The 22667-nt window shown below is 65.5% G+C and carries 19 protein-coding genes; 17 read left to right on the forward strand and 2 right to left on the reverse strand.

The window, feature by feature from the left end; translation table 11 throughout:
- Positions 1 to 287: 287 nt before the first annotated feature.
- The 7 genes from ACT6QU_RS13365 (at position 288) to lpdA (ending at position 10141) form a co-directional block, all read left to right on the forward strand.
- Complete coding sequence (locus ACT6QU_RS13365) at positions 288 to 1658, forward strand: glutamine synthetase family protein (protein ID WP_444565884.1); 1371 nt, start codon at positions 288 to 290, stop codon at positions 1656 to 1658.
- 12 nt (positions 1659 to 1670) lie between these two features.
- The gene (locus ACT6QU_RS13370) at positions 1671 to 3056 is read left to right on the forward strand and encodes an aldehyde dehydrogenase family protein (protein WP_444565891.1); all 1386 of its coding nucleotides are present in this window, start codon (positions 1671 to 1673) and stop codon (positions 3054 to 3056) included.
- A 201-nt stretch (positions 3057 to 3257) separates the two neighbouring features.
- On the forward strand, positions 3258 to 4415 hold the full coding sequence (locus ACT6QU_RS13375; protein WP_444565883.1) for an iron-containing alcohol dehydrogenase: 1158 nt from the start codon (positions 3258 to 3260) through the stop codon (positions 4413 to 4415).
- 74 nt (positions 4416 to 4489) lie between these two features.
- Complete coding sequence (locus ACT6QU_RS13380) at positions 4490 to 5722, forward strand: thiamine pyrophosphate-dependent enzyme (protein ID WP_444565882.1); 1233 nt, start codon at positions 4490 to 4492, stop codon at positions 5720 to 5722.
- 227 nt (positions 5723 to 5949) lie between these two features.
- Positions 5950 to 6963, forward strand: a complete 1014-nt coding sequence (locus ACT6QU_RS13385; RefSeq protein WP_444565881.1) for an alpha-ketoacid dehydrogenase subunit beta — start codon at positions 5950 to 5952, stop codon at positions 6961 to 6963.
- Between the two features lie 258 nt (positions 6964 to 7221).
- Positions 7222 to 8565, forward strand: coding sequence for a dihydrolipoamide acetyltransferase family protein (locus ACT6QU_RS13390; protein ID WP_444565880.1), 1344 nt, complete (start codon positions 7222 to 7224; stop codon positions 8563 to 8565).
- Positions 8566 to 8746: 181 nt separating this feature from the next.
- Positions 8747 to 10141, forward strand: a complete 1395-nt coding sequence (gene lpdA, locus ACT6QU_RS13395) for a dihydrolipoyl dehydrogenase (protein WP_444565856.1) — start codon at positions 8747 to 8749, stop codon at positions 10139 to 10141.
- Positions 10142 to 10145: 4 nt separating this feature from the next.
- On the opposite strand, the gene ACT6QU_RS13400 is transcribed toward lpdA, so the two are convergent.
- Positions 10146 to 10373, reverse strand: a complete 228-nt coding sequence (locus ACT6QU_RS13400; RefSeq protein ID WP_444565855.1) for a DUF982 domain-containing protein — start codon at positions 10371 to 10373, stop codon at positions 10146 to 10148.
- Between the two features lie 149 nt (positions 10374 to 10522).
- Here ACT6QU_RS13400 and ACT6QU_RS13405 point away from each other — a divergent pair, with 149 nt between their 5' ends.
- From ACT6QU_RS13405 to hemH, 10 genes are all read left to right on the forward strand, one after another.
- On the forward strand, positions 10523 to 11077 hold the full coding sequence (locus tag ACT6QU_RS13405) for a biotin transporter BioY (RefSeq protein WP_444565854.1): 555 nt from the start codon (positions 10523 to 10525) through the stop codon (positions 11075 to 11077).
- Complete coding sequence (locus ACT6QU_RS13410) at positions 11074 to 11748, forward strand: energy-coupling factor ABC transporter ATP-binding protein (RefSeq protein WP_444565853.1); 675 nt, start codon at positions 11074 to 11076, stop codon at positions 11746 to 11748. The genes ACT6QU_RS13405 and ACT6QU_RS13410 overlap by 4 nt, the downstream gene beginning before the upstream one ends.
- Positions 11745 to 12350, forward strand: a complete 606-nt coding sequence (locus ACT6QU_RS13415; protein WP_444565852.1) for an energy-coupling factor transporter transmembrane component T family protein — start codon at positions 11745 to 11747, stop codon at positions 12348 to 12350. Before ACT6QU_RS13410 ends, ACT6QU_RS13415 begins: the two co-directional genes overlap by 4 nt.
- Entirely contained in the window at positions 12347 to 13501 is a 1155-nt protein-coding gene (locus ACT6QU_RS13420) for an aminodeoxychorismate synthase component I (RefSeq protein WP_444565851.1), read from the forward strand. Before ACT6QU_RS13415 ends, ACT6QU_RS13420 begins: the two co-directional genes overlap by 4 nt.
- Positions 13450 to 14112: an aminotransferase class IV family protein gene (locus ACT6QU_RS13425; protein ID WP_444565850.1), complete on the forward strand. Its 663-nt coding sequence runs from the start codon at positions 13450 to 13452 to the stop codon at positions 14110 to 14112. The genes ACT6QU_RS13420 and ACT6QU_RS13425 overlap by 52 nt, the downstream gene beginning before the upstream one ends.
- On the forward strand, positions 14113 to 15018 hold the full coding sequence (locus tag ACT6QU_RS13430; protein WP_444565849.1) for a heme-dependent oxidative N-demethylase family protein: 906 nt from the start codon (positions 14113 to 14115) through the stop codon (positions 15016 to 15018).
- An 88-nt stretch (positions 15019 to 15106) separates the two neighbouring features.
- Entirely contained in the window at positions 15107 to 16552 is a 1446-nt protein-coding gene (locus ACT6QU_RS13435) for a homospermidine synthase (RefSeq protein ID WP_444565848.1), read from the forward strand.
- Between the two features lie 102 nt (positions 16553 to 16654).
- On the forward strand, positions 16655 to 17065 hold the full coding sequence (locus ACT6QU_RS13440) for a hypothetical protein (RefSeq protein ID WP_024587757.1): 411 nt from the start codon (positions 16655 to 16657) through the stop codon (positions 17063 to 17065).
- A 229-nt stretch (positions 17066 to 17294) separates the two neighbouring features.
- A complete protein-coding gene (locus tag ACT6QU_RS13445) occupies positions 17295 to 19514 on the forward strand; it encodes a 5'-nucleotidase C-terminal domain-containing protein (protein ID WP_444565847.1) in 2220 nt (739 codons plus the stop codon).
- Positions 19515 to 19696: 182 nt separating this feature from the next.
- Positions 19697 to 20761 carry a ferrochelatase gene (hemH, locus tag ACT6QU_RS13450; RefSeq protein ID WP_444565846.1) on the forward strand — a complete coding sequence of 355 codons (1065 nt, stop codon included), beginning with the start codon at positions 19697 to 19699 and terminating at the stop codon, positions 20759 to 20761.
- Between the two features lie 219 nt (positions 20762 to 20980).
- Here the strand turns inward: hemH and ACT6QU_RS13455 are convergent, their stop codons facing one another.
- The gene (locus ACT6QU_RS13455) at positions 20981 to 22666 is read right to left on the reverse strand and encodes an outer membrane beta-barrel protein (protein WP_444565845.1); all 1686 of its coding nucleotides are present in this window, start codon (positions 22664 to 22666) and stop codon (positions 20981 to 20983) included.
- Position 22667 lies beyond the last annotated feature (1 nt).

Below are 22667 nucleotides of genomic sequence, written 5' to 3' on the forward strand. Positions count from 1 at the left end.
ACTCCGGTTCAAAATCCGACCGCAGCGCGCGAAGCCTCGAAGCCTCGGAGCGGATGCAGCAACATGCGAAGGTGACGGGCGATGCGCTCCGCTGGACGATTTATGCCAGCAGCAGGCGGTCCATGCACCAGTTTTGTTGTTAAATATCCGTAAGGAACGGCACATCTGACCACGCTTTGGCCCTTGAGAGGCGCACGAATGCGTGATCCAAATGATCATCTTGGGCCGCAAGTGCCCCTGCTCGAACAACAAGGCACGCCATCTGGCGCCGCCGCACAGAGGGCCGCATGACCGGATCGCTTTCCTTCGACGCCTTGAAGAAACTGGTCGCAGCCGGCGACATCGATACCATTCTCGTCGCGGCCGCCGACATGCAGGGCCGCCTCATCGGCAAGCGCTTCACGGCGCGGCACTTCCTTGCCGGCGCCTATGAAGAAACCCATGGCTGCAACTACCTGCTCGCCAACGACATCGATATGGAGCCGGTCCCCGGCTACAAGGCGGCAAGCTGGCAGAAGGGCTATGGCGATTTCGTCATCAAGCCGGACCTGTCGACCATCCGCCTGACGCCGTGGCTGGAAAAGACCGCGCTCGTCCTTTCCGACCTTCTCGACCATCACAGCCACGAAGACCTTGCCCACTCGCCGCGCGCCATCCTCAAGCGCCAGGTCGACCGGCTGAAGGATCGCGGCTATCTCGCCTATTTCGCCTCCGAACTCGAATTCTACCTGTTCGACGAAAGCTATGAGAGCGCCCAGGGACAGGGCTGGAAAGAGCTTCGCACCGCCTCTCCGCATATCGGCGACTACCTGATCCAGATCACGTCGAAGGAAGAGGAATACATGCGCGCCCTGCGCAACGGCCTCGAGGAGGCCGGCATTCCCGTCGAGAATTCCAAGGGCGAATGGGGACCGGGGCAGGAGGAGATCAACGTCTATTATTCCGATGCGCTCGAAATGGCCGACCGCCACGTCTTCCTGAAGAATGCCGCCAAGGAGATCGCGCATCTGCAAGGCAAGGCCGTCACCTTCATGGCCAAATACGACTACGCGCTGGCGGGCAATTCGAGCCACATCCACAATTCGATCTGGTCGGCCAACGGCAAGACGCCGCTCTTCTTCGACAAGAAGGGCGAATACACGATGACGCCGCTGATGCGCTCATGGGTCGCCGGCCAGCTCAAATACGCCGCCGACTATACCTGGTTCCTCGCGCCTTACGTCAATTCCTACAAGCGCTTCCAGGCTGGCACCTTCGCCCCGACCAAGATGATCTGGAGCCGCGACAACCGCACGGCCGGCTTCCGGCTCTGCGGGGAGGGGACCAAGGGCATCCGCACCGAATGCCGCATCGGCGGCGCCGACCTGAACCCCTATCTCGCCTTCGCCGCCCTCATCGCCGCCGGCCTTGCCGGCATCGACGAAAAGCTCGACCTGCCCGCCCCCTTCGAGGGCGACGCCTACCAGGGCGCCGAATTGCCCGAAATCCCCAAGACCCTGCGCGCCGCCATCGCGACGCTGGAGCGCTCCGACATGCTCCGCAGCGCCCTCGGCCACGACGTCGTCGAGCACTATCTCCACACCGCGCGCTGGGAGCAGATGGAATACGACCGCCGCGTCACCGACTGGGAACTCCATCGGGGATTTGAGCGGTACTAGAAACCGGAGACTATCGTGGAAACCATCAAACTCATCTCGCCCGTAGACGGCTCGCTCCATGCCGAGCGTCCGGTCGCGAGCGATGCCGAAATCAATGCGATAACCGAGCGCGCGAAGACCGCGCAGATCGCCTGGGCCGAGACGCCGCTCGCCGAGCGCGGTCGGTATGTGCTTGCCTTTCTGGAGGCACTTCTTGCCATGAACGAGGAGATCGTGCCGGAACTGGCCTGGCAGATGGGCCGGCCGGTCCGCTATGGCGGCGAGAAGGGCGGGGTCGAGGAGCGCACGCGCTATATGGTCGACCTCGCGGCAGCCGCGCTCGCCGACGTCATCCCGCATGACGCCAGGCCCGGCTTCCACCGTTATCTGCGCCGCGTGCCGCTCGGCATCGTCCTCGTCATCGCGCCGTGGAACTATCCCTATCTGACCGCGATCAACACCATCGTCCCGGCGCTGATGGCCGGCAATGCCGTCATCCTGAAGCACGCCGCGCAGACGTTGCTCGTCGGCGAGCGCTTCGCCAAAGCGTTCGAGGTCGCCGGCCTGCCGAAGGGCGTGTTCCAGAACATCGTCCTCAACCACGTCCAGACCGAAAAACTGCTCGGCTCGGGCAAAATCGACCATTGCAACTTCACCGGCTCGGTCGCCGGCGGACGCGCGATGGAGAAGGCTGCCGCCGGCACCTTCATGACGCTCGGCCTCGAGCTTGGCGGCAAGGACCCGGCCTATGTCCTGCCGGACGTCAAGCTCGACCATGCCGTCGCCAACCTCGTCGACGGCGCGTTCTACAATTCGGGCCAGTGCTGCTGCGGCATCGAGCGCGTCTATGTCCACGAAAAGGTCTATGACGATTTCGTCGAGGGCTTCATCGCCGAGACGAAGAATTACGTCGTCGGCAACCCACTCGACGAGGCGACCACGATAGGGCCGATGGCGCAACCGCGCTTTGCCGATTTCGTGCGTGAGCAGAAGGCCGAGGCGCTGCGCAAGGGCGCGGTCGCCCATGTCGGCATGAAGGTCGACAACGACCGCGAAGGCTCGCCCTATCTCGCGCCCGAAGTGCTGACCAACGTCAATCACCAGATGAGCGTCATGCGCGAGGAGAGTTTCGGGCCCATTGTCGGCATCATGAAGGTGCGCGACGACGACGAGGCGATCCAGCTCATGAACGACAGCCCCTACGGCCTCACCGCCTCGCTGTGGACCACCGATGCCGACCGCGCCGCCGCGCTCGGCGACCGGATCGAGACCGGCACGGTCTTCATGAACCGCTGCGACTATGTCGACCCCGGCCTCGTCTGGACCGGCGTCAAGGACACCGGCAAGGGCGGCGCTATGGGCCGCACCGGCTACGACAACCTCACCCGCCCCAAGGGCTATCATCTGCGCGAAGTCTGATGCGCATCGCTCGAACGCCCCCTCCGGCGCTTCGCGCCACCTCCCCCTTAAACGGGGGAGGATCAACCGTCGAGATCGGCCGCGACCTCAGATCCTCCCCTGCGAAGCGGGGGGGCCTGCAAGGCGGGCGAGACCCGCGGCTCGCCCCGACCATGCGCAGCATGGTGGAGGGGGCGCCTTCACATACCGAAAGCCAATGACATGACCCTCACCTTCAAGTGGAACTTCCCGACCACCGTCCTCTTCGGCCCCGGTCGGGTCAGTGAACTGCCCGCCGTCCTCAAATCGGCCGGCATCGCGCGCCCGCTCTTCGTCACCGATCCGGGTCTCGCCAAACTCCCCGTCGTCGCCGACACGCTGGCGATCCTCGACAAGGCGACGGTCACCTATGGCATATTCTCCGACGTCCGGCCGAACCCGGTCGAATCCAACCTCGCCGCCGGCATCACCGTCTTCAAATCCGGCGGGCATGACGGCGTCATCGCGTTTGGCGGCGGGTCGGCGCTCGATCTGGGCAAGCTCATTGCCTTCCAGGCCGGCCAGCCGCGCCCGATCTGGGATTTCGAGGATGTCGGCGACTGGTGGACCCGCGCAGATTCTGCGGCCGTCGCCCCCGTCATCGCCGTGCCGACCACAGCCGGCACCGGCTCCGAAGTCGGTCGCGCGGGCGTGCTCACCAACGAGGCGACGCACACGAAGAAGGTCATCTTCCACCCGAAGATGCTGCCCGTCACCGTCATCGCCGATCCCGAACTCACGGTCGGCATGCCGAAGGCGATCACTGCCGGCACCGGCATGGACGCGCTGGCGCATTGCCTGGAAGCCTATTGCGCCCCCGGCTACCACCCGATGGCCGACGGAATAGCGCTCGAAGGCATTCGCCTCGTCCTCGAAAACCTTCCCCGCGCCTTTGCCGACGGCACCGACATCGAGGCCCGCGCGCACATGATGTCGGCCGCCGCGATGGGCGCCACCGCGTTCCAGAAGGGCCTCGGTGCGATTCATTCGCTCTCGCACCCGATCGGCGCGCTCTACGACACGCATCACGGCATGACCAATGCGCTGTTCATGCCCTATGTCCTCGATTTCAACCGCCCCGCGATCGAAGAACGCATCGAGCGCCTCGCCGCCTATTGCGGCATTTCCGGCGGTTTCGACGGCTTTCGCAGCAAGATCATGGACCTTCGCACCGAACTGTCTGTACCCTCCACCCTGCGCGACCTCATCCCCGGCCTCCAGATGGACGACGCGCGCCGCGACCTCATCGCCGAAATGGCGATCGTCGATCCGACCGCAGGCGGCAACCCGGTCGAATTGACGAAGCAAGCCGCGCTGGCGCTTCTCGAAAAGTCGATGTGAGGAAATTCGCGTGCGATGAGGGGATGACTAGGTCAGCAATCCTGTCCTAAATTGCCCCAAAGGGAGGAAGTTGGATGGTCGAGACTCGCAAAGGCGGACTGTTCGTGCCGGAGCCGGAGGTACGCCCTGGCGGCCAACCGGATTTCTCCAAGGTCAAGATCCCGCGCGCCGGCTCCGTCGAGCGCCCGCCGGTCGATGTCGATCCGGCGACGATCCGCGACATGGCGTTCTCGATCATCCGCGTCCTCAATCGCGACGGCGAGGCGGTCGGCCCCTGGGCCGGCACGCTGACCGATGAGGAACTGCTCGAGGGCCTCAAGCACATGATGACGCTGCGCTCCTTCGATGCGCGCATGCAGATGGCGCAGCGCCAGGGCAAGACGTCCTTCTACATGCAGCATATGGGCGAGGAGGCCGTCTCCTGCGCGTTTCGGCGGGCCATGGAGCCCGGCGACATGAACTTCCCGACTTATCGGCAGGCCGGCCTCCTCATCGCCGGCGACTATCCGATGGTCGACATGATGAACCAGATCTATTCCAACGAGGCCGACCCGCTGAAGGGCCGGCAATTGCCGATCATGTATTCGGCCAAGGACCACGGCTTCTTCTCCATCTCGGGCAATCTCGGCACCCAGTTCATCCAGTCCGTCGGCTGGGCGATGGCGTCCGCCATCAAGAACGACAGCCGCATCGCCGCCGGATGGATCGGCGACGGCTCGACCGCGGAAAGCGATTTCCACGCCGCGCTCGTCTTCGCCTCCACCTACCGCGCGCCGGTCGTCCTCAACATCGTCAACAACCAGTGGGCGATTTCGACCTTCCAGGGCATCGCCCGCGGCGGCGCCGGCACCTTCGCCGCACGCGGCCTCGGCTTCGGGCTGCCCGCGCTGCGCGTCGACGGGAACGACTATCTCGCTGTCCACGCCGTCGCCAAATGGGCCGTCGAGCGCGCCCGCATGGGCCTCGGCGCAACGCTGGTCGAATATGTCACCTACCGCGTCGGCGCGCATTCCACCTCCGACGACCCATCCGCCTACCGCCCCAAGACCGAATCCGACAACTGGCCCCTCGGCGATCCGGTCATCCGCCTGAAGAACCATCTGATCCGCCGCGGCGTGTGGACCGACGACCGTCACAAGCAGGCCGAAGCCGAAGTGCTCGACATGGTCATCACCGCGCAGAAGGAAGCCGAAAAGCACGGCACCCTCCACGCCGGCGGCAGACCTTCCGCGCGCGACATGTTCGAAGGCGTCTACGCCGAAATGCCGCCGCATCTGCGGCGCCAGCGCCAGCAGGCGGGGGTTTGAGGGATGATGGGTTTGATTGAAGCTTCGATGCTCCACGTTGCCCCCCTCTGGGCTGCCGCCCATCTCCCCCGCAAGGAGGGAGATCACGCGCGTCGTCGTCCCACGCAAACGTCGACTGTTGATGGAGGTCGTCATGAAGGCCGATCTCCCCCCATGCGGGGGAGATGTCCGGCAGGACAGAGGGGGGCGCGACAGGGCGAAACGCAGCCGATTACGGAGTCCACCCCATGCCCCGCATGACCATGATCGAGGCGATCCGCGACGCCATGGACGTCTCCATGGGCCGTGATGAAAACGTCGTCGTGTTCGGCGAGGATGTCGGCTATTTCGGCGGCGTCTTTCGCTGCACCGCCGGCCTGCAACAGAAATACGGCTCGTCGCGCTGTTTCGACACGCCAATCTCCGAACTCGGCATCGTCGGCGTCGCGGTCGGCATGGCCGCCTACGGTCTTCGCCCCTGCGTCGAAATCCAGTTCGCCGACTATGTCTATCCGGCCTATGACCAGATCGTCTCGGAGGCCGCCCGCATCCGCTACCGCTCGGCCGGCCAGTTCACCTGCCCGATCGTCATCCGCATGCCGACCGGCGGCGGCATCTTCGGTGGCCAGACGCACAGCCAGAGCCCGGAAGCCCTGTTCACCCACGTCTCCGGCCTTAAGGTCGTCGTCCCGTCCAACCCGCAGGACGCCAAGGGCCTGCTGATCGCGGCCATCGAGGACCCCGACCCGGTGATCTTCCTCGAACCCAAGCGCCTCTATAACGGCCCCTTCGACGGTCATCACGACCGGCCCGTCACGCCCTGGTCGAAGCACGATCTGGGCGACGTCGCCGCCGATCACGTCACCGTGCCGCTCGGCAAGGCCATCACCCGCCGCGAGGGCTCGGCCGTCACCATTCTCGCCTACGGCACCATGGTCCATGTCGCGCTCGCCGCGGCCGAAGACGCCGGCATCGACGCCGAGGTAATCGACCTGCGCACGCTTTTGCCACTCGACCTCGACGCCATCACGGCGTCGGTCAAGAAGACCGGCCGCTGCGTCGTCGTCCACGAGGCGACCATGACGTCCGGCTTCGGCGCGGAACTCGTCACGTTGGTGCAGGAACACTGCTTCTACCACCTCGAAGCCCCCGTCGCCCGCGTCGCCGGCTGGGACACGCCCTATCCGCACGCGCAGGAATGGGACTATTTTCCGGGCCCCGCCCGCGTCAGCGAAGCGCTTCGCGCCGTGATGGAGGCGTGAGGATGGCCCTTCTGAAACAGCGCAATCACCCCCACTCCGTCACGCTTCGCGTGCCACCTTGCCGGGGCGAGCCACGGGTCTCGCCCGTCCTTCGGCCCCCCCTGCCCGGGGGAGAGGAAATGCGCTGCCGCAGCGCCGGCGCTTTTCCAGCTTGGTTTCCTCTCCCCTGGGCAGGGGGAGAGGTGGCCCGAAGGGACGGAGTGGGGGTGCTTCCGCAGGCGCTTCCCCATTCCGCCGACACCATGCTCGGAGTGCATCATGGCTGAACACACGATCAAGATGCCCGATGTCGGCGAAGGCGTGGCTGAGGCGGAACTCGTCGAATGGCACGTCAAGATCGGCGATCCGGTCCGCGAGGACATGGTGCTGGCCGCAGTGATGACCGACAAGGCAACGGTCGAGATCCCGTCGCCCGTCGAGGGCGAGATTTCGTGGCTCGGCGCCGAGATCGGCGACGTCGTCGCGGTCGGCGCGCCGCTCATCCGGATCAAGACGGGCGGTGAGGGGCTGGAAGAAGAGTCTTCCAAAGAAGTGACCCCCACCCCTAACCCCTCCCCACAAGGGGGAGGGGAACCGGAGACGGCATCGCCAAAAGCCGAGAATGCATCCACAGATGAGGCGGCTGCGCCGGCGCAGAGTAAGGCAAAAGCGCCGACGCCTCCCTCCCCCTTGTGGGGAGGGATAAAGGGTGGGGGTAGCTCCCTCTCCACCGGCGCCCCCCGCCCAGAAGGCGAAAAACCTCTGGCCTCCCCAGCCGTCCGCCTCCGTGCCAAGGAGGCCGGCATCGACCTGCGCCAAGTCGCCGGCTCCGGTCCCGCAGGCCGCATCGGCCACGAAGACCTCGACGCGTTCCTCTCCGCCGGCCGCTCGACCAGCGCACCGCGCGGCATGTCCCGCAACACCGAAATCACCGAGGTCAAAGTCGTCGGCCTTCGCCGCAAGATCGCGGAGAAGATGGCGCTCGCCAAGCGCTCCATCCCGCACATCACCTATGTCGAGGAAATCGACGTCACCGCGCTCGAAGAGCTTCGCGCGGCGATGAATGCGTCGAAGAAACCGGACCAGCCCAAGCTCACCATCCTGCCTTTCCTGATGCGCGCGATGGCCAAGGCGATCGGCGAGCAGCCGGAGATCAACGCGATCTTCGACGACGAGGCGGGCATCATCCGTCAGCATGGCGGCATCCATATCGGCATCGCCGCGCAGACGCCGACCGGGCTGGTCGTGCCCGTTGCGCGCCATGTCGAGGCGCGTGACATCTGGGATTGCGGCGCGGAAGTCGGCCGCCTCGCCGAGGCGGCGAAGTCCGGCACCGCCAGCCGCGAGGAACTTTCCGGCTCCACCATCACCATCACCTCGCTCGGCGCGATGGGCGGCATCGTCACCACCCCCGTCATCAACCACCCCGAAGTTGCCATCGTCGGCGTCAACAAGATGATGATGCGGCCCGTCTGGGACGGCACGCAGTTCATTCCGAGGAAGATGATGAATCTGTCGTCGTCCTTCGATCATCGCGTGATTGACGGCTGGGACGCGGCGCGGTTCATCCAGCGCGTCAAGGCGCTGCTGGAGACGCCGGCGCTGATTTTTGTGGGGGATTGAGCATGGTCAATTCTTGTCGCGATCCTTCACGCCCCCCTCTGTCCTGCCGGACATCTCCCCCGCGAGGGGGGAGATTAGTCTCGTCATCGACACAGCGTAATCTCCCCCCGTGCGGGGGAGATGTCCGGCAGGACAGAGGGGGGCGCCATAGGGCCCAAACCCCGCAAGCAGGAGCCACTTCATGAAAGACATCTCCTGCAAACTCCTCGTCATCGGCGCCGGGCCCGGCGGCTATGTCTGCGCGATCCGGGCGGGTCAGCTCGGCATCGACACCGTCATCGTCGAGGAAAAGCGCCCCGGCGGCACCTGTCTCAATGTCGGTTGCATCCCCTCCAAGGCGATCATCCACGCGGCGGACGAATTCCACATAGCGACCGAGGCCTCCAAGGGCGCGTCGCCGGTCGGCATCTCGCTCGCCTCGCCGGCGATCGACCTCAAGAAGACCATCGCCTGGAAGGACAACATCGTCGGCCGGCTGACGACCGGCGTTTCGGGACTTCTCAAGAAGGCGAAGGTCAAGAGCGTCGAGGGCCGCGCGCGGTTCCGCGATGGCAAGACCGTCGAGGTCGAGACGTCGACCGGCATGCAGATCATCCGCGCCGAGCACATCGTCATCGCGACCGGTTCGCAGTCCGTCGAGCTGCCGAACCTGCCCTTCGGCGGCAAGGTCATGTCCTCGACCGAAGCGCTGGCGCTGACGAAGCTGCCGGAGAAGATCGCCGTCATCGGCGCCGGCTATATCGGGCTCGAACTCGGCACCGCTTTTGCCAAGCTTGGCGCGAAGGTTACCGTCGTCGAGGCGCTGGACCGCATCCTGCCGCTCTACGACGCTGAACTGGTGCGCCCGGTCGCCAAGCGGCTTGGCGAACTCGGCATCGACTTGTTGCTGTCCGCCAAGGCCAAGGGCCTGTCCGGCACCGGCGCGCTTCTGGTCGAGACGGCAGACGGTGCGGAGCAGAAGATCGAGGCCGACGCGATCCTCATCACGGTCGGGCGCAAGCCGGCGACCGAGGGCTGGGGCCGCGAGGAAATGGTGCTCGACATGGATGGCCGCTTCGTGCGCATCGACGACGCGTGCCGCACCTCCATGCGCGGCATCTTCGCCATCGGCGACGTGACCGGCGAGCCGATGCTGGCGCACCGCGCGATGGCGCAGGGCGAGATGGTCGCGGAGATCGTCGCGGGCCATAAACGGAGCTGGGACAAGGTGGCGATCGCGGCCGTCTGCTTCACCGATCCGGAGATCGTTTCGGTCGGATTGTCACCCGATCAGGCGAAGGCGGCGGGGCGCGAGATCAAGACGGCGCAGTTCCCGTTTTCCGCCAATGGCCGCGCTATGTCGATGGCTGACGAGGCGGGGTTCGTCAGGGTCGTGGCGCGGTCGGACAACCATCTGGTGCTCGGCATCCAGGCGGTCGGACGGGGCGTCTCGGAACTGTCGGCGGCGTTCGGGCTCGCACTTGAAATGGGCGCCCGGCTGGAGGACATCGCCGGCACGATCCACGCCCATCCGACACAGGGCGAAGCCTTGCAGGAAGCGGCTTTGCGGACGCTTGGCCACGCCTTGCACATCTAGGAAATCAGGGCTGGAGATTGCCCGCTTCCTGCGCGGCCATCTCCAGCGCCATGCGGCCTTCCGATAGAGAACGGTGGCCGTCGCGGACCTTGAGGCAGATGTCGAGCGCCTCGTCGTGGCGCGGCCCGCGCTCCGGCCAGCCGGTGTCGGAGAGGGCGGCGATGGCGTCGTCGAGCGAGGCGAGGCTGCGGCCGTCGGTGAGGTTGACGGGTGTTTCGAAATGCTTGGTCATGGCGAGGGCTCCTTCGCCTCACAGAACTCGCCCGATGTGGACAGGTTGCGGGCGGACTTATCCGCGCGTTGAAGATTTCGCCGCAAAGGCGTAACGAACGAGCTCAAAACCGGCCGGAACGGGCCGAAATTCTCTGAAACGGGGCCACAATGAACACAAAAGACATCGTCTTCATCGCGCTTTTCGCCGCTCTGACGGCAGCGCTCGGAGTTTTCCCCCCGTTCACCCTGCCGATCGTCGGCGTGCCGATCACGGCGCAGTCGATGGGCGCGATGCTGGCCGGTTCCGTCCTCGGCGCCAAGCGCGGTTCGCTGGCGCTCGCGCTGTTCCTCGTCCTCGTCGCGGCGGGCCTTCCGCTTCTGGCCGGCGGGCGCGGCGGCTTCGCGGTCTTCGCTGGACCGGGCGGCGGCTTCCTCGTTTCGTGGATTCTGGTGGCCTTCGTGGTCGGCCTCCTCTGCGAGCGTTTCTGGCGCAATCTCGGCTTCTTCCAGGCGCTCGGCATCAACGTCCTCGGCGGCATTCTCGTCCTCTATCCGATCGGCATCGCCTGGATCAGCCTGACCACCGGGCTCTCCTATTTCGAGGCGGCGGCGGGTTCGCTGGGCTTCATTCCGGGCGATTTGATCAAGGCCGCGATCGCCGCGACGGTGGCGGTGACGGTGCGCAAATCCTATCCGCTGATCGAGGCGCCCCGCCGCGCATGATCCGCTTCTCCGGCGTCAGCCACCGCTTCGGCGAGCGCGAGGTTCTGAAGCCCTTCAGCCTCGAACTCACCGAGCGGCGCATTGCCGTGATCGGCGCCAACGGGTCGGGCAAGAGCACGTTCGTGCGCCTGATCAACGGCTTGCTAGTGCCGACGTCGGGGAGCGTTTTCGTCGATGGGCTAGATACGAAAAGCGATGGGAAAGAGGTGAGGGGGAAGGTCGGCTTCGTCTTCCAGAACCCGGACAACCAGATCGTCTATCCGGTGGTCGAGGAAGACCTCGCCTTCGGCTTGAAGAACCGCAAACTTCCGAAGGACGAGATCGCCCGGATGGTCGAAACGGGGCTTGACCGGTTCGGACTTTCGCACCTCGCCAAGGAGCAGACGCACCGTCTTTCGGGCGGCGAGAAGCAGATGGTGGCGATTGCCGGCGTGACAATTCTGGAGCCTGAGATCATCATCTTCGACGAGCCGACGACGCTGCTCGACCTGCGCAACAAGAGGCGCGTCGCCCGGACGATTTCGGAGTTGGACGAGATGGCGATCGTGGTGACACACGACCTCGATCTCGTCGCCAATTTCGACCGTGCGCTGGTGTTCGACGAGGGCGGGCTCGTCCTCGACGGCAAGCCCTTCGATGCGATCCGCCACTATGAAGGCCTGATGGGATGATCTCTGCCTACCGGCCCGGAACGAGCCCGATCCATCGCCTTGCGGCGGGGCCGAAAATGGCGGTGCTCGCCATTGCCGGAACCGGACTCTTTTTCGTGACTGGACTGGCCGGGACGGCGGCTGCGCTCGCCGTCGCAATCGCGCTGTACTTCCTGGCCGGGCTGACGCTTCGCGACATCTGGCAGGTGTTGCGGCCGTTGTTGATCGTCATGGTTCTCCTCGTGCTTGCGCACGCCTGGCTGAATGGCTGGGAAGCGGCGTTCGCGATGGGAATGCGGCTTGCCGCGCTCGTGCTCCTCGCCGGGCTGGTGACGCTGACGACCCCGTCATCGGCGATCATGGCGGCGATCGAAACCGGCTTGCAGCCGCTCGCAAAGCTCGGCGTCGATGTCGAAAAGATCAGCCTCGCGCTGTCACTCGCCCTTCGGTTCATTCCGCTGATCGCGTCGGTGGGCGCGGAGGTGCGCGAGGCGCAGAGGGCGCGCGGGCTCGATGGAAGCCTCGTCGCGCTTGCCGTGCCGCTGCTGGTCCGCACGCTCAAGATGGGCGAGGACATCGCCGACGCGATCGACGCGCGGGGCTTCCGCAGCACACGCAAATGAACTTTCGCAGCTTCGTGCTCTTCCGCGACGATTTTTCCGGGCGTGAACTTCTGTTCGCCGAGCCGGAACGGCTGATCGTGGCGTGGGACGAACGAGAGTTCTTTCCGGCTTTGGAGGAAGCGCAGGTGGCGCGGGAAGCGGGCAAGTGGCTGGCCGGCTATGTCTCCTATGAAGCCGGCTATCTTCTGGAGCCGAAACTGCGGCCTCTGCTACCCGAAAACCGCCGCGCCCCGCTTCTGTGCTTCGGCATATTCGACGGCCCGTTCGAGGGCGATGCCGGCCAGATTTTCCGGCCACATTCGAATGCCGAGCCGGCGATACTCGACGCGCGTGCGACGTGGTCCGCGGCGACTTACGAAGCGCGGTTCGCCAAGCTGCATGACCATCTGCGTGCCGGCGACTGCTATCAGGGGAATTTGACCTTTCCCGTCCATGCGCGGTGGGAGGGCGATCCGCTGGCGATCTTCCGGCAGCTTGCCGTGCGCCAGCCGGTGCGCCATTCGGCGCTGGTCGAACTCGACGGACCGGTCGTCGTCTCACGCTCGCCGGAACTCTTCTTCGACGTTTCGCGCGACGGCTGGATCGAAACGCTGCCGATGAAGGGCACCGCGCCGCGTGGAGCGACACCGGAAGACGATGCGCGCCAGCGCGATTTTCTTGCCGGCGATCCGAAAAACCAGGCCGAGAACCGGATGATCGTCGATCTTCTGCGCAACGACATTTCGCTGATCAGCGAGGTCGGGACGCTCGACGTGCCGGACCTCTTCAAGGTCGAGACCTACGCGACGGTGCACCAGATGGTGAGCCGGGTGCGCGCGAAGCTTCTGCCGGGACTCGACATTGCCGACATTTTTGCTGCGCTCTTCCCCTGCGGCTCGATCACCGGGGCGCCGAAAATCCGCGCCATGGAGATATTGCGGGAACTGGAGGACGGTCCGCGCGACGTCTATTGCGGCGCGGTCGGCTGGGTTGCACCCGGCCAGCGGATGCGGTTCAACGTTGCGATCCGCACCCTGTCGCTCTATCCGTCGGGCGAGGCCGTCTACAATGTCGGCGGCGGTGTCGTCTTCGATTCCACGGCAGAAGGGGAATATGCCGAATGCCTTTTGAAAGCGCGCTTCGCGACGGGCAACTCGCCGGCTACGCCCTGATCGAGACCATGCGCCGCGAGGCGGACGGCACGATCCCGCGCCGCGCGCGGCATGTGGATCGCATGGCGCATTCGGCGGTCGCGCTGGGCTTTGCTTTCAACCGGCAGGACGCGGAAAACGTGCTCGACTGGATCGCCAGCGAAGAGGCCTTGCGGGTTCGGCTGGAGCTATCGACGACGGGCCAGATCGGGCTGACGACGACGCCATTCACGGCGCTTCCGCGCGGCACGGTCTGGCAGCTTGCCATCGCGGCGACGCGGCTCGATGCCGCCGATCCGCTGCGCCGGCACAAGACCGACAGCCGAGCAATCTATGCGCAGGCGCGGGGTGAGTTTTCGGCCGAAACCATCAGTGAGGTGCTGTTGCTCAACGGCGACGGCGAGCTTGCCGAGGGGACGATCACCAGCTTGTTCCTCGACCTTGGCGACGGCGCTCTCGCAACGCCGCCGGTGGAGGCGGGCGCGCTGCCGGGGGTGCTGCGGGCGGAGCTTCTGGACCAAGGCAAGGCGGTTGAAGCGCGGCTTTTGCCAAGCGACATTGCGCGGGCGCGGGCGGTCTTCGTCGGCAATTCGCTGCGCGGGTTGATCGCGGCGCGACTGGAGAGTGAGTGAATGCGATATACGCCCTTCGACGGGTCGTCCAAGCCCTTCACGATCGGCCTGAAGCCGATGGACCTCGCCACATGGCTGGAGGTCGACGACGCGCTGGAGCCGTATCTGGCGGAGAAGGATCGGCTCTACGGCGAACTGCCGGAGAAGGTGTTTGTGGAGCGCGAAGACACGCAGGCGGCACAGCAGGAAGTGCTCGATCTGATCGTCGAGAACCTTGCCGAACGGCATGGCGCGACGCATCGCGTCGAGGACGGCGAGGTGCGGATTGGCGGTCGCATCGTGTCGCTCGCCGACGGCACGTCACCGCTAAAAATTGCCTCGCATCTGGTGCAGGAAGACCTCGTCCTGATGCGAAAGGATGTCGATGGCTGGCGGCTCGTCGCCGCGTCGCTGTGCTTTCCCTCGTCCTGGTCGCTGACCGAGAAATACGACCGGGCGCTGGAGGACATTCACCAGCCGGTGCCGCAATTCGGGCGCGGCACGCGGATGGCCGAACTCATCGCGCGCATGTTCGACAAGTTGCAGCCGGGCAATCCGGTGGAGCGGATGAACTGGTCGATGCAGGGCAATCCCGACCTCTACCACCCGCTTTCGCATGCCAGCCGGATCGACCGCGCGGCCGAAGGAATTCGCGAACTTTCCGCGCAGGAGGTGGCGGCGCGCGCGTTCATCCGCGTCGAGCGGCAGACGCTGCGCAAGCTACCGCAGACGGGCGACATCCTCTTCACCATCCGCATCTACCTGAACCCGCTGGCGCGGATCGCGGCGCATGAGGATCATGTCCGGGTCGCCGACGGGTTCGCCGAACAGCTCTCGTCGATGGATCGCGACAAGCTTGCCTATAAGGGCCTGTTGCAGGACCGCGACAGGCTGGTTTCTGCGCTTCGCGCCATTTCACGCAACTGACATGGCGCTGCCGCATTGATGGCTATCGGCATCGCGCGATCTGTGGTTTAGCAAGCCATCATTCAACTGAAGAAGGAGACGTCCGGAAATGGCAGAACGCAATTGGCCCGTCCATGGTGAAATCACCGGACCGATCGTGCTGGTCGGGTTCGGCTCTATCGGACGCGGCGTGCTGCCGCTCATCGAACGTCACTTCAAATACGACAAGTCGCGCTTCGTGGTCATCGACCCGCGCGACGAGGACAAGGCCCTGCTTGACGAGCGCGGCATTCCCTTCATCCAGGAGCATGTGACGCGCGACAATTATCGCGACCTGCTGATGCCCTATCTGACCAAGGGCGACGGGCAGGGATTCTGCATCAACCTCTCGGTCGATACCGGCTCGCTCGACATGATGAAGATGTGTCGCGAACTCGGCGTGCTCTACATCGACACCGTGGTCGAGCCCTGGCTCGGCTTCTATTTCGACATGAGCGCGTCCAACGCCGAGCGCACCAATTATGCGCTGCGCGAGAGCGTGCGCCGCGAGAAGGCGGCAAATCCCGGCGGGACGACGGCCGTTTCCTGCTGTGGGGCCAATCCGGGCATGGTGTCGTGGTTCGTCAAGAAGGCGCTGGTCGACCTCGCTTCGGAAATGAAGCTCGACTTCGCCGAGCCGTCGGTCGAGGACCGCGAGGGCTGGGCGAAGCTGATGCAGCGCGTCGGCGTCAAGGGCATCCACATCGCCGAGCGCGACACGCAGCGCACCAAGAAGCCGAAGCCGATGGACGTGTTCTGGAACACGTGGTCGGTCGAGGGCTTCATCTCGGAAGGATTGCAGCCGGCCGAACTTGGCTGGGGAACGCACGAGACCTGGAAGCCGGCCAATCTCAAGGAACACGACCATGGCTGCAAGGCCGGTGTCTTCCTCGAGCAGCCCGGCGCGAACACGCGCGTGCGTTCCTGGTGCCCGACGCCCGGACCGCAATACGGCTTTCTGGTCACCCATAACGAGGCGATCTCGATTGCCGATTTCTTCACCGTGAAGGGCCCGGACGGGGCGGCGGAGTTCCGGCCGACCTGCCACTATGCCTATCACCCCTGCAACGACGCGGTGCTTTCGATGCACGAGATGTTCGGCGCGGCGGGCAGGGCGCAGACGGTCCAGCACGTGCTCGACGAGGACGAACTGACGGACGGCATCGACGAGCTCGGCGTGCTGCTCTACGGCCACGGCAAGAACGCCTACTGGTACGGCTCGCAGCTTTCGCTCGACGAGACGCGCGAACTTGCGCCCTACCAGAACGCGACGGGCTTGCAGGTGACCTCGGCGGTGCTCGCCGGCATGGTCTGGGCGCTGGAAAATCCGGAGGCCGGCATCGTCGAGACCGACGAGATCGATTATCGCCGCTGCCTCGAAATCCAGATGCCGTATCTCGGCCCGGTGAAGGGCTACTACACCGACTGGACGCCGCTCGACGGGCGGCCGGGGCTCTTTCCCGAGGACATCGACGAAAACGATCCCTGGCAGTTTCGCAACATTTTGGTCCACTGAGCATTAAAGGGGCGGGGGCGGCACGGCGACACGCCGTGCGACGCCTTGCTTTTGCCGCCGAAAGCGGTGACTTTAGGCTCGGGGACGAGGAGAATTTCCAAGATGACCAAGACACGAATTTGGGGTGCGGCCGGAACCGCGGCTCTCATGCTGGCGCTCGCCGGCTGCCAGGGAATGGGGCCCGGACCCGGCCAGATGGCCTCGCGGCCGATGATCCAGGCGCCGCAGATGGCCGCTTCGCAGGTCGACGGCGAATGGGCGAGCACGGACGGCGTCGCGATCTCGCGCTTCTCGAACGGCCAGTTCGAGACGGTTGCGACCGATACGGGCAACCGCCTCGCCGAAGGCAGCTATGTCGATCGCGGCCAGGGCTCGGTCGAGATCACGCTGACCTCGCTGATCCGCCAGACGACCTCGCGCGTCAACTGCCAGATGGCAGGCGCGGGCCAGCTCAACTGCACCGGCGAGGCCGGCAACCAGTTCTCGCTGATCCGCAGCCAGGGCGTCTCGTAGGCCGCCGTCACCAACTGGAAGATCGACGAGGGCCGTCCCGCGGGGCGGCCCTTTTTCGTGGCCGTTAACCACGGGCGCGCCGAAGGGGGCGAACTGTCCCGGCGTCAGGGACGAAAGCGCTTGCGCGGGCGGAACTGAGGTGTGAACATGTTCACCAACGATGCCGTAGCACGATCGTCATGGTCGTGTGTCAGGTGTCGATGGGTTCACTCCGGGAGCGTCAAACAAGATGAAGAAACTCACCCTCGTCGCAGCCATGTCGGTGTCGACGCTGGCCCTTTCGGCCAGCCAGTCCTTTGCCGACTACACATTGTCCATCCTCCACATCAACGATCTGCATTCGCGCATCCAGTCGATCAACTCCTCGGATGCGACGTGCTCCGACGAGGACGAGACGGCGGGCGAGTGCTTCGGCGGGATCGCGCGCGTGGCGACCAAGATCAACGAACGCCGCGACGCGCTGACGGGCGAGGATCGCAATGTGATCGTGCTCGACGCGGGCGACCAGTTCCAGGGCTCGCTGTTCTACACGACCTACAAGGGCGAGGACACGGTCGAGTTCATGAACATGATCGGCTTCGACGCGATGGCCGTCGGCAATCATGAGTTCGACGACGGTCCGCAGGTGCTGGCCGACTTCATCGACGCGGCCGAATTCCCGGTGATCTCGGGCAATACGGTCGTCGCGGATGCCGAGACGAGCCTTGCCGGCAAGATCGAGGAATGGACGATCGTCGAAAAGGGCGGCGAGCGCATCGGCATCCTCTCGGTGCTGGCGACCGACACGGACGTCACCTCGGCCGGTGGGCCGAACGTGACCTTCGACGACGAGATCGAATATCTCAACGACGCCGTCTCCCGCATGGAAGGCGAGGGCATCAACAAGATCGTGCTCGTCAGCCATGTCGGCTTCGCGCGCGACCAGGAGATCGCGGCGGCGGTCAACGGAATCGACGTAATCGTCGGTGGCCACAGCCACACGCGCTTCTCGAACACCGAAGAGGGCGCCGAAGCCTATCCGACGATGGTCGCCAACCCGTCGGGCCGCGACGTTCCGATCGTCCACGCCTATGCCAACTCGAAATATGTCGGCGAACTCGAAGTGACCTTCGACGACGAGGGCAATGTCACGGCGGCGGCCGGCGACACGATCCTGCTCGACGCGTCGGTGGAGCCGAACGCCGAGATCGCCGCGCGGGTGGAAGAGCTCGCCGCGCCGATCGAGGAACTGATGATGCAGCCGGTCTCCGAGACGACGGCGGCGATCGACGGCAGCCGCGAGACCTGCCGCGCGCAGGAATGCACGATGGGCAACCTCGTCTCCGATGCGATGCTCCACCGTACCTCGGAGCAGGGCGTTCGCATCGTCATCCAGAATGGTGGCGGCCTGCGCTCGTCCATCGATGCGGGCGAAATCACGATGGGCGAAGTGCTCGCCGTGCTGCCGTTCCAGAACACGCTGGCGACGTTCGAACTGACGGGCGCGGACATCATCGCCTCGCTCGAACACGGCGTCTCCGGCATCGAAGAGGGCGCCGGACGCTTCCCGCAGGTCGCGGGCATTCGCTATTCCTTCGACCCGAGCCAGCCGGCCAATGGCGGGCGCATCCAGTCGGTCGAGATCGAGGAAAACGGTGAATGGGTCGCGCTCGACGAGGCGGCGACCTACGGCGTTGCGACCAACAACTTCATGCGCGGCGGCGGCGACGGCTACGAGCTCTTCGGCACCAACGCGCAGAACGCCTATGATTTCGGACCCGGCCTCGAAATGGTCGTCGCCGACTATCTGCGCGACAACGGCCCCTACGAGCCGATGCTGGACGGCCGCATCACCAATGTCGCCCAGGCTGAGCCGACCGAACCGGTCGTGGACGAAGCGGCGCCAAGCGACGCTTCGGAAGAACCGGCACCTTCGGCCGAGGAACTGACGACGCCGCAGCCCGAGGCCGCCCCGGCCGAGGAAGCCGCGCCTGCCGAGGACGAAGCCGCTCCGATCGAAGCGGTGCCGGCCGAAGAGGCTGCGCCGGCAGCGCCGGAAGTCGCACCGGCTGAAGACGCGGCACCGGCCGAGGAAGCCGCACCGATGACCGAAGAAGCCGCTCCGATGGAGGAAGAGGCCGATCCGATCGAGGCGGCGCCGGCCGAGGAAGCTGCGCCGGCAGCGCCGGAAGCCGCTCCTGCTGAGGACGCGGCACCGGCCGGGGAAGCCGCACCGATGACCGAGGAAGCCGCTCCGATCGAGGAGGAGGCCGATCCGATCGAGGCGGCACCGGCCATGGATGGCGGCGCGCGGACCCATACGGTCGTCGCGGGCGACAATCTTTGGGAACTCGCCGAGCAGTATCTGGGCGATGGCGAGCGCTACATGGAGATCGCCGAGGCGAACCCCGAATTGCGTAATCCCAACCGGCTGCATGTCGGCATGGAACTCGTCATCCCGGCCAACTGATCGGCCGCCGGACCCTTCTGCGGGCCGCCTTCGGGCGGCCCGTTTCATTTGACGGGCGAGGACAGTGTGTCTGCGGCCACGCGCCATATTGATCGACGCGCGCGAACGCCTAGTTTCCGGCCACGAAATCCGAACTGGCGGGGCAGGCGACGCACGAGCGGCGCCGCGCGAAGGAGACGGCGATGACGCTGCAAACGAAGATCGACGGTGAGGCTGCGCGGGCGATCGGTCCGCTGCCCGAGGGACATCCGCGGGTTCGCGCGAAGAAGGTCGGCGTGCTTCTGGCCAATCTGGGCACGCCCGACGGCACCGACTATTCGTCGATGCGGCGCTATTTGAAGGAATTCCTGTCCGATCCGCGCGTCATCGAGCTCAACAAGGCGATCTGGTATCCGATCCTCTATGGCGCGGTGCTGACGACAAGGCCGTCGAAATCGGGCGCGAATTACCGCAAGATCTGGAACATGGAAAGGGACGAGTCGCCGCTGCGCACCATCACCCGCGCGCAGGCCGAAAAGCTCGCTGCCGCGCTCTCCGGCGACGATCGCATCGTCGTCGACTGGGGGATGCGCTACGGTCAGCCCTCGATCGCCAGTGCGGTCGACAATCTGATGAAGGCGGGCTGCGATCGCATCGTGATGTTCCCGCTCTATCCGCAGTTTTCCGCGACGACGACGGCGACGGCGAACGACCAGCTCTACCGCGCGCTGATGAAGATCCGGCATATGCCGACCGTCCGCTCGGTGCCGCCCTATCATGACGAGCCCGTCTATATCGAGGCGCTGGCACGCTCGCTGGAAAAGCATCTGGCCGCGCTCGATTTCGAACCGGAAATCGTGCTCGCCTCCTATCACGGCATCCCGAAAGCCTATTTCGAGCGCGGCGACCCCTATCACTGCCACTGCCAGAAGACGACGCGGCTTTTGCGCGAGCGACTGGGCTGGGGGAAGGACCGGCTGATGACGACCTTCCAGTCCCGCTTCGGCGCGCAGGAATGGCTGCAGCCCTATACAGACAAGACCGTCGAGAAGCTCGCCAGGGACGGCGTGAAGCGGATCGCCATCGTCAATCCGGGGTTCTCCGCCGACTGCATCGAGACGCTGGAGGAAATCGACGGTGAGGTGCGGGAGATCTTCGAGCATGCCGGAGGGGAGAAGTTCGCGCACATCCCGTGTTTGAACGATTCGGAGGAGGGGATGGCGGTGATCGAGACGATCGTGCGGCGGGAAATGCAGGGGTGGGTTTAGAGGGCACGGCTGCGGTTTAAGCGGGGGCTTTGCCAAGTCGGGCGAGGGGGACCCCCACCCATTATCCCTCCCCACAAGAGGTAGGGCGTCGGCGTTTTGCCATTCCTTCGAGCCGGGTGATGCATTGAAGGGTATGTACGAGGCGGACGAACTCCCTCCCCCTTGTGGGGAGGGATACAGGGTGGGGGTCAATTCAGGAAAAACCTGAGCTTCCGCCTGCTACCTTTGCGCCCGCAAGCCCACGAACACGCTCGTCGTGTCGCTTTCGCGGCCGGGATCGCTGCTGGTTACAGTTTCGTAGCGGGCGCGGCCGGTCAGGCCGAGGTAGCGGTTGAGCCACCAGGTGAGGGCGATCTGGCCGGTCCAGGTCATGTCGTAGGCGGACGAGTTGGCGTAGTCGCGGTAGTCGAGGCCTATCCCGGCCGTGCCGGTGAGGTTTGCGCGCAGTTCGCGGGTGATCGAGAGGTTTCCGGCGTAGAGGAGCGAGCCGCTCTGGCCGGGGGAGGTGGTGCCTTCGACCGTCGTCAGCGCGTTGAGGTCGACGATCGTGCCGCGCAAGGGCGACCAGGCTAGGTTGCCGCCAAGCTCCAAGCCGGACACGGCGTCGAGCGCGTCGTCGTCGGGGTCTTCGGACAGCCAGCCCGCATAGGCCTCGCCGCGCCACTTTTCGGCGATGTCGATGCCGATGCCGGCGCGCAGCGCCAGCCGGTCGGCCGAGCGTGCGAAACCGGCTGCGTCGATCTCGTTGTCGTAGATGCGGCGGCCGATTTCGACCTCGGCGAAGGGAATGAGGGCCGGCGAAATCTCGTAGCCGGTGCGCAGGCGCAGGCTTGCCAGCGTCGAGTTCCGGTCCTCCTGGCTGAGCACCGTTCCGTCAGGAAGCCGTGCATCGGAGAACATGTCGCGCGTCACGTTGCCGGTCAGGCCGAGCCGCAGCCGCGCGACTTCGCGCCCGATGCCGAGTTCGCCGGCGAGGGTGTCGCGGTCGGGCCGCGAGGCGCCCGTCGTCAGTTCGACCGGCGAGGAGGCGGATTCGGGGCGGTGCAGATAGTTGAAGGCGGCGCGGCCCTCGTAGCCGCCCGCGAGATCGAGCAGCAACTCGCCGTCGAGACCTGCTTCCGTGTCGCGGATTTCGGCGCCCGAAAGTTCGCGGCGCAGGAGGCCGAACCCGTTCAACCGTGCCTCGTGGCGCGACCAGTCGGAGCGCAGCTCGAACCGCGCGGTGGTTTCCGAATAGATCGCGCTTTGCGCATCGGCGCTGCCGTTTGCGTTGGTCGTCGCGCCGAGGCCCTGTTCGATCGAGGGGAAGAGCTCGAAGGTGCCGACGCGCAGGCCGATCGGCGCGTAGGGATTGTCGTCCGGCAGGCGCCGCGTCGTCTCGATCGAATTGACCCGCGACGCATCGGCGCCGATGCGCAAATTGCGTTCGAGGTCGAGGGAATCGACGGCGGCGAGCGGCACGGTTGCCGTCACCGTGTCGTCGACCTGGCCTTCGGCGAGCGCACTCGCCGCGCCGCGGTCCGGTTCGTTTTCACGACCTTCGCGAAGCTGCGGGCGGGCGAGATCGATCGCGGCCTGGCCGGCGAAGGGGTCGATGACCGCATCGGTTTCGGGCGCATCGGTGCGCCGGCGCTCACCCGCAAGCGGCTTGCCTTGCGAGAGCGCACCGTCGCTGAACGGGCGATACGCCTCCTGCGCCCGCGTCGCCTCTTCTTCGAGCACGCTGCGTTCAGCGAGCGAGGGACGGGTGAGAAGGTCGCGCGCGGGGTCGTCGCGCAAATCGCCGCGCAGCGGCAGTTGCGGCTGCTGCGCCAGCACCTGATGGCCGGCGAAAAGCGCGGCGGCCGCGCATGCGACACCGAGCGCGGCGGCAAGCCTGCGAAGCCGGAAACTTGTGTCTGCCATC

The organism is Aliihoeflea sp. (assembly GCF_052435475.1).
Lineage (GTDB): Bacteria > Pseudomonadota > Alphaproteobacteria > Rhizobiales > Rhizobiaceae > Aliihoeflea.